This window comes from Veillonella magna, assembly GCF_959600285.1.
Taxonomy (GTDB): domain Bacteria; phylum Bacillota; class Negativicutes; order Veillonellales; family Veillonellaceae; genus Veillonella_A; species Veillonella_A magna.
In genome coordinates this window covers 24,793-32,960 of sequence record NZ_CAUGKU010000018.1, presented here as the reverse complement: position 1 = coordinate 32,960, position 8,168 = coordinate 24,793, and the positions used below count along the sequence as shown (strand labels likewise).

5 protein-coding genes and 1 pseudogene are annotated in these 8,168 nt (G+C 44.7%); 3 read left to right on the top strand and 3 right to left on the bottom strand.

From position 1 onward, the window contains the following. Together Q5873_RS09035 and Q5873_RS09030 are read left to right on the top strand one after the other, a co-directional pair. A partial coding sequence (locus Q5873_RS09035; protein ID WP_303060491.1) for a YadA family autotransporter adhesin occupies positions 1-1,269 on the top strand: 1,269 nt, incomplete at its 5' end. Positions 1,270-1,676: 407 nt separating this feature from the next. After that, entirely contained in the window at positions 1,677-6,206 is a 4,530-nt protein-coding gene (locus Q5873_RS09030) for a YadA-like family protein (RefSeq protein ID WP_303060490.1), read from the top strand. A gap of 171 nt (positions 6,207-6,377) precedes the next feature. Here the strand turns inward: Q5873_RS09030 and Q5873_RS09025 are convergent, their stop codons facing one another. Beyond that, positions 6,378-6,728 (bottom strand): LysR family transcriptional regulator substrate-binding protein, encoded by a 351-nt coding sequence (locus Q5873_RS09025; protein ID WP_303060492.1) that lies wholly within the window; start codon positions 6,726-6,728, stop codon positions 6,378-6,380. Between the two features lie 110 nt (positions 6,729-6,838). Here Q5873_RS09025 and Q5873_RS09020 point away from each other — a divergent pair, with 110 nt between their 5' ends. Then, positions 6,839-7,033, top strand: a complete 195-nt coding sequence (locus Q5873_RS09020; protein ID WP_303060489.1) for an anion permease — start codon at positions 6,839-6,841, stop codon at positions 7,031-7,033. A 118-nt stretch (positions 7,034-7,151) separates the two neighbouring features. Here Q5873_RS09020 and Q5873_RS09015 read toward each other — a convergent pair. Further along, a pseudogene (locus Q5873_RS09015) lies at positions 7,152-7,349 on the bottom strand (type II toxin-antitoxin system YafQ family toxin); the annotation flags it as partial. Between the two features lie 70 nt (positions 7,350-7,419). After that, positions 7,420-7,689, bottom strand: a complete 270-nt coding sequence (locus tag Q5873_RS09010) for a type II toxin-antitoxin system RelB/DinJ family antitoxin (RefSeq protein WP_288761282.1) — start codon at positions 7,687-7,689, stop codon at positions 7,420-7,422. Positions 7,690-8,168 lie beyond the last annotated feature (479 nt).

Here is an 8,168-nt window from a genome sequence, read left to right as displayed (position 1 = left end):
GGAAAAGCCGAAGAGGCTCAAGGTAAAGCTGAGGATGCTCAGAGCAAAGCCGAAGTAGCTCAAGAAGTCAAAGATATTGCTGATGCTTTAAAAGGCGCAGGCATTGAAGCAGGCAAGACCGAAGATGGTTCTACCGGTTCTACCGCTGTTGGTGGGGACTCCAGCATTGGTAAAAATTCCGATGGTTCTGTAGCCATTGGCAAGGATGCATCCGTTGGCGATCAGTCGTCTAGCTCTACTGCTATTGGCAATGGTGCTAGCGTAAAAGATAGTGCTAAGGATGGTACCGCTATCGGTAATGGTTCCACTATCGGTGACAAGTCTTCCGGTTCTACCGCTATTGGCAAGGATGCTAATGTAGGGGTAGGTGCAACCAACTCCACGGCGATTGGTAATGGATCTAACGTAAATGACGGTGCTGAAAACAGTACTGCTATCGGCAACGGTTCTACGGTTGGTGCCGGTGCGACCAATGGTACTGCTATTGGTAATGGCACTGAAATTGGTGAAGGCATTGATAATGCCACGGCAATCGGTAACGGTGCTAAAGTAACTGGCAATGCAACGAATTCGGTTGCCATCGGTGCGGGTTCTGTAGCGGATCGACCGAACACGGTATCGGTTGGCCGTGTAGTAGAAAAAGACGGTAAACTTGTAGAAGAAACACGTGTCATTACTCATGTAGGTAATGGTTTGGTAGCTAAAGGTTCCACCGATGCTGTTAATGGCGGACAGCTATATGAAGTAGCACAGCAGGTTGGTAACAATTCACAGGCTATTCGCGATTTGCGCAGAGATAGCCGTAAGGGCGATGCGATGAACGCTGCTCTTGCTGCTCTTAAACCCATCGCTTATAATCCGGCAGAACCGACACAGATTATGGCCGGTATCGGTACCTATCGTGGTGAACAAGCAGTTGCTCTTGGCGCGGCTCATTATGTAAATGGTCGCACTATGCTCAATGCCGGTGTGGCTTACGCCGGTAGCTCTAACATGATGGCCAATGTGGGCGTAACTTGGAGAGTAGGTCAAGGCGAAGTGCCGGAAGATGTACCGACGGATGCACAGGCAGTAGCCGGCCTTAATAATCGTGTGAAATCCTTAGAAGGTTTGGTTCAGGAACAGCGCGACTATATGAAGAAACAGCAGGCCCAAGTTGATGAACAGAAAAAAGAATTGGAAGCACAGCGTAACCAGATTGAAATGCAGAATAAACAAATGAAACAGCAGCAAGAAATTATTGATGCATTGATGGCTCGCTTGCACTAAGAACATGTGGGAAGAGCCGTTGTGATGACAAAGCGTTTTCTGTCTAACATGTAGTGATGGATGATGTTGGAAATATATAAATAAGTATATTTAGGATATGGTGACATAATTAACAGATGAAATTTAATTATGTTGCCATACCTTTTTTTGTTATGGGGAATAATACTATGGGATAACAGAAGGGGGGATTTGTGGAAACAACAGAAGTTATATAAAGAAAAATAATATAACTACAAATATTTTATAAATATCTTGCTAGTTAATATTTACATAGATGGGGAAATACATATATAATGAGTATACAAAATTATTGACTTTGATAAAGAGTTGAGAAAAAAGTTGATAAATAAAGTTGATTATGTAAGAGAATGTATTGTTGTGTTGACTTGCGGTAAGGAGCATTCATTATGAAACAGAAAACAAGTAGTAATGTAAGACCTCTTGTACAACAGAGGGGGGCATTTGTAAGTAAAAGTCATTTGGCGAAGAGCATTGCCTTGTCATTAGTTCTTGGCGTGTCAGGTTTTGTGAGTAGTCAGGTGCAGGCAGTGAACTATCCAGCTGCTGATGATAGAATCAATATCAATACGGAGTGGACTAGCAAAGCAACGGCTAGCGGTATTCAATCAGTAGCAGTTGGAGGTCTGGCAGAGGCAGGTGCGGATTCTACGATTGCGGTTGGGCAGAATGCAAAGGCAAAGAGTGAAGGCGAGGTAGTAGTAGGGCGAGCTGCCGGATCGGGTGCAACGCATCAGCCTTATTCGTTAATTTTAGGAACGGAAGCCGGTCAAATTGCAGATGGTACTGCAGCGCCAGATGATACTAATGTGAAAACCGATAAGCAGATTCGTGAGGATGTAGAAAAGGCTTTGTCGGATGAAGAAAAAGCACTTGATGCCAAAAAAAAAGAAGAGCTTATTCAAGCGCGCATCGATGCGATAAAAGATAAATATGATCATGGATACAATATATATGCAGGATACCAAGCCGGTTACCACTCTCGTGGTGTAAAGAATGTGTACATAGGCGCACAGAATGCCGGTCTTAACGCTGTTGGTGATTTTAACACCGGTATTGGACATACATCCTTATCAAGTTCGCGAGGAAGTAATAACTCCGCTCTTGGCGTCCATAGCGGTCAGGGGATGAATGGTTCTAAAAATGTAGCTGTTGGTATGTCGGCCGGTTGGGGAGCGCAAGGCAATGAGGCTGTATATGTAGGTTTGGAGTCCGGCAATGGTTCGGTGAAGAGCGATTCTTCCATTATGATTGGGCGTTATGCAGGGAAAGAGTCTGATGGAACATCTAATGTGAAGGATCCTAGTACTGAGCTAACGCAGTTGTCTAGTGCACTGGCAGCTGAGTGGAGAGATAAGGTTATGGCTGCATTGACGCCGGAAGAAAAGAAATTGCCGTATTCTCAACGTACGGCCTTAGTTAATCAACGTGTGATAGCAGCAGTGCAACCTCTTTTAGTAGAGGCTATGAAGTCGGGTCAAAATGTATTTATCGGTGATAGCGCAGGCGCTTCAGCGGTAGGCGCTAAGAATACCGCCATAGGCACGTACAGCGGTGAAAATGTAAATGGTGGATTTAATACAGCATTAGGTATTGATAGTGGCCGAAATATTACCGGTGATTACAACACGTCCATCGGTCGTCTTAGCGGCGATAAGACAGATGGTCTGTCTAATGTAGCTCTTGGAACACGTGCCGGTAACAGTGTGACAGGAGATGCGAATATTTCTATCGGGATGCAAGCTGGCTTTAAAACCAAAGGTAACAATAATATCTTGATGGGAACGAATGCAGGTACGGCTACAACTTTGGGAGCAGCTAAGGATAGTGCAGAGCCGGTTACTGGAGACTCCAACATTATTATAGGGAACGCTTCGGGAACCAGCCTTAAGGGTTCTAGCAACACGGTCGTTGGTAATACTGCGGGCGGTGTTATTACCGGAGAACGCAATACAGTTATGGGATCCTATGCCGGAACAGATATGGTAGGTACGGGATTAGTAGCGATTGGTAATGAAGCGGGGAAATCGCTTAGTAATGGGGTTTTTGTAGATAAAAAATTAAGAACGGTGGAACAGGTTGAAACCGGTGTTAATGGCTATGAAGGTAATGTAGCTATCGGTAATCGTGCAGGTAAATATATTCAAGGTGATGGTAATGTATTCCTTGGTGGCTATGCAGGGACTATTACTAGTGAACAGAGAAATGTAAGTACGGATGGTTTTGATTTTTATAAAGATAAAGCGGCAAGTATAAGTTCCCCGGCAAAAGTAATTGGGGCGGTAGCTATCGGTGCGCAAGCGGTGGTTACCGGTAATGGCAACATGGCTATCGGCTACCATGCAAGCTCTGCACAGATGACGGAAGATCGTTATGAAGCTGACTATGTAACAGAAAAAGAAAATTGGCATCCGGCTGGAGAGACGGCCAATAACATTGCTTTTGGTTATGAAGCTAAAGCTAATGCAACGAAGGCAGCCAACACAGAACGTTCTATTGCTTTCGGTTATCAAGCGAATGTAGATAGTGCGACCAGTGCCATTGCGATTGGCGATGCAGCAACGACAGTATCGGATAATACGATTGTTATTGGTAGTGGTTCTACAACGGTAGCACAGTATAATACGGATGGAACCGTTGGAGAAGATACAGGGGCTACCGGTTCTATTGCTATCGGCGCAGCAAATAGGATTGACGAAGAATATGTAGTGGCTCTTGGTAATGAAATTACTACAACGGCAGCTAATTCTGTTTTCTTAGGTAAAAGAGCCTCGTATGTAGTAGCTACGACTGCAACGACACCTGCCGCTACGGATGGGACTGCAGACGAGGCAACCGAAGGAGCACCGGCTGAAGAAACAGCAAAGGTGTCTACTATTACAGACACCTCTCGCACGGCAGGTCTTGAAAAAACATACACTTTGGCAAAGATAGGCGGTACTACCTATAAATTTGCCGGCGGTAATCAAGTTACAGGTGTAGTAAGCGTTGGCTCCGATGCGGAAACACGTCGTATCCAAAATGTAGCGCCCGGCTTTATCGGTGCAAACAGTACGGATGCCATTAACGGTAGTCAGTTGTATGCGGCTATGAATGCGCCGGTATATATTTATAATTCTGGTAGTAGTGATGAGAACAAAGCATATAGCGGCGGCACCTCGGTTAAGACAACCGGAAAGAAGGATTATACTATCAGTAACTTAAGCTTTGCTTTCACGGATGGATTGCAGGCTGAAACTGTAACCGAAAATGGTAAAGACATCGTCAAAGTAGGTATGACCAAGGACTATATGACTAAGCTTGACGATGCCATTAAGGGTGCTACCGATGCGACCAATGCAGCAAATACAGCTGCTGAAAAAGCAAATACTGCTGCAGGTAATGCGGACACAGCTGCAAGCGCAGCAAACCAAGCAGCCGGTAAAGCAGATGGAGCTGCCAACGCAGCCAATACGGCTGCCGGAGAAGCGAATAAGGCTACCGGTGCAGCTAATGGTGCGGCAGAAAATGCAACTAAGGCAGCAACGGGAGCCGGTGAAGCCGCAGGCAAAGCAAATGAAGCAGCAACAAACGCAGGTAACGCAGCTGAAGCAGCAAACACAGCAGCCGATACGGCTACCAAAGCCGCCGGAAAAGCAGATGCAGCAGCAGGTAGTGCAACGGATGCAGCTGATGCAGCTACGAAAGCAACCGGAGAAGCGAATAAGGCTACCGGTGCAGCTAATGATGCGGCAGAAAATGCAACTAAGGCAGCAACGGGAGCCGGTGAAGCTGCAGGCAAAGCAAATGAAGCAGCAACAAATGCAGGTAACGCAGCTGAAGCAGCAAACACGGCAGCCGGTACGGCGAAGGAAGCGGCCGGAAAAGCAGATGCGGCAGCAGGTAATGCAACGGATGCAGCTGATGCAGCTACGAAAGCAACCGGGGAAGCAAAAGAAGCAACCGGAGCAGCTAATGATGCGGCAACAAATGCAACTAAGGCAGCAACGGGAGCCGGTGAAGCCGCAGGCAAAGCAAATGAAGCAGCAACAAACGCAGGTAAGGCAGCTGAAGCAGCAAACACAGCAGCAAATGATGCCGGTAAGGCAGCTGTTAAAGCTAATGAAGCAGCGGATAATGCAAATAAGGCAGCAGAACGAGTTAACAACGCAATAGGAGATATGAAGGGATCTGGCATCGAAGCCGGTGATGTACATGGCACGGAAGATAGCTTGGCAGCGGGTAAGGGTTCTGATGTAAAGGCGGACGAAGGTACTGCTATCGGTAACGGTGCTAAAGTAACCGACAAAGCAACGAACTCGGTTGCCATCGGTGCGGGTTCCGTTGCGGATCGACCGAACACGGTATCGGTTGGTTCTGAGGGCCATGAACGTGTAATTACTAACGTAGCTCCTGGTCTAATTGCTAAGGATTCCACCGATGCAGTGAACGGTGGTCAGCTCTATGCTGTTGAGCAGAAAGTAGATACTAATACGGAGCGCATCGGACAGGTAGCACAGCAGGTTGGTAACAATACACAAGCTATTCGCGATCTTCGTAAAGAAAGTCGTAAGGGCGATGCGATGAATGCGGCTCTTGCTGCTCTTAAGCCGGTAGCCTATAACCCGGCAGAACCGACACAGATTATGGCCGGTGTAGGATTTAATCGTGGTGAACAGGCAGTTGCTATCGGTGCGGCTCATTATGTAAACGGTCGCACAATGCTTAATGCCGGTATCGCTTACGCAGGAAATTCTGATGTGATGGCCAATGTTGGTGTAACTTGGAGAGTAGGTCAGGGCGAAGTTCCGGAAGATAAAGCGGTAGAAGCTGATAAAGCAGCGGCAGAATTAAACAGCCGTGTACAGTCGTTGGAACAGACCGTTAATGAACAGCGTGAACAGATTGAAAAATTAATGGCTTTGTTACAAGCAAAATAAAAAGGGCAGTATAACGTAAAAGGGATGCGTTATCCTTGTACCCAAATAAAAAAACCGTATATGAGATAGTGGGTGTGTTGGTAACTATAACAGCCGCAGCGATCGTGCGAATGTGCATGGTTGCTGCGGCTGTTTGTATGTATGGATATTAAGTTTATAGTATAGAGTGCTTCACTCCTGAGGTTCTCCCGTCTGATATAAATCGGTAAGATAGCTGATGATATCGCGGCTGGCATAGGATAGATATTTATTGCGTGGCCAAGCGATGCCAACGGTTACTTTCATGCGCGGTGAAGTAGAACGGAGTACCACATCGTCGCGATGCAAGGTCACTTTATCCAGTAGAAAGGACAGGCCGATGCCGCTAGCTACGGAATCGATATTGCTTTGTATATGATTGGAGGATAAGGCTATCTGTGGGGCAAAGCCGGCCTTGGCACATTCATCGAAAATGCGTTGGCGATGAAACGAATCTAAACGCATCATAATTAACGGTTCGTTACGAAGGTCGCTGAAAGGAATTTCCTCCTTATCACGGGTGTCTTTTACTTCGTCGACGATATTTTGTAAATTAGATAACAGCGAGAGAATCGCTTCATAAAAACGCTTGCCCTTTGGGGTGAGCGTTACCTTTGGGGTTTGCTTTCATGTCTAATCTTTGTATGTCTATTACACATTATGCGGCTTCACCGGCACCGATTTATTACGGCGCCGGCTACGTACCGCAGGGAAAATGGTGGAGTCTGGGATTTCAGGTATCCGTTATTAATCTAATTATATGGATAGGCGTAGGCTCCTTGTGGTGGAAAACCCTGGGATTGTGGTAACAAGTCTGCGATGATAATATAAGTAATACTATATAAAAAGCACATCTATCTTGGCGTGTCATTCGTAAGGCATGACTGCTAAGATAGATGTGCTTTTTTTGAGTACAAAGACGTTGTGCTAAAATAACTCACTGTGGCTTCCCGTACGAGTTAATGTAAGAGTCAGTATTTCTTCTTCTATTTTATAAATTAACAACCAATCCGGACGTATATGACATTCCCTGAATCCTGAATAATCACCAGTTAAAGGATGGTCTCTATATTTCGAAGGTAATGGCTCTTGACGTACTAAATAGTACAAAACAGTTTTAAATTGTTCTTCGGTATTACCTGAATGTCATAATGCCCGCTTATAATCCTTTTTAAACTGTTTTTGGAATCTAATCTTAAGCATTTAATTCCTCCATCAGTTCGTCTACGGTGTCGTAGGTTTTACTGAGATTCTTATGATGCTTTACGTCTTCAATGGCTGCCAATGTGCGTTGATATTCCGGGCTAAGCCGCACATCAAATGGAATACCGCCACACCTTACCACCGTTTTAAGGAAAATAGTAATTGCTGTTGATGTAGGTAACCCCAATTCTGAAAAAACAATTTCTGCACGTTCTTTGAGATCCGCATCTACTTTTACATTCAAATTTTTGGTTGTTGCCATGCTATCACCTCTCTTGCCAATAGTATATCTAAATTTATTATATAAGTAAATAAATTTTATTTGCTATTTCTTTGTTTTGTATTTACTTTGTAATTGTATGTGCTAATCGTTTGTAATATGACATAACGTATAGTTAGGAATCTATTTTTATATACTGTAAAAAGATGGGAGGACGATTTATATTGTAGGCAGGCCGTTGGCTGCTAAGATATAAATCGCGCTCCGTTTTATATTTTTCTGACGCTCTACCTGTATGATTGTTTTCGTAATTATAATCAATTGCTTTGATGCGTAGTGTCGTATACTGTTTTCATGTATATGCAGTGATTAAGTTATAAATATAATTTTATTTATGGTTGTCGGGGCGAGAAAAACGTAGATTGATAGACAGCTCTCTTTGGATTTTAAGGGGAATATATTAGTAATCTACAGGCAAAAGCGATGATAGATTATCATATATAAATAGGTGGACATAACCA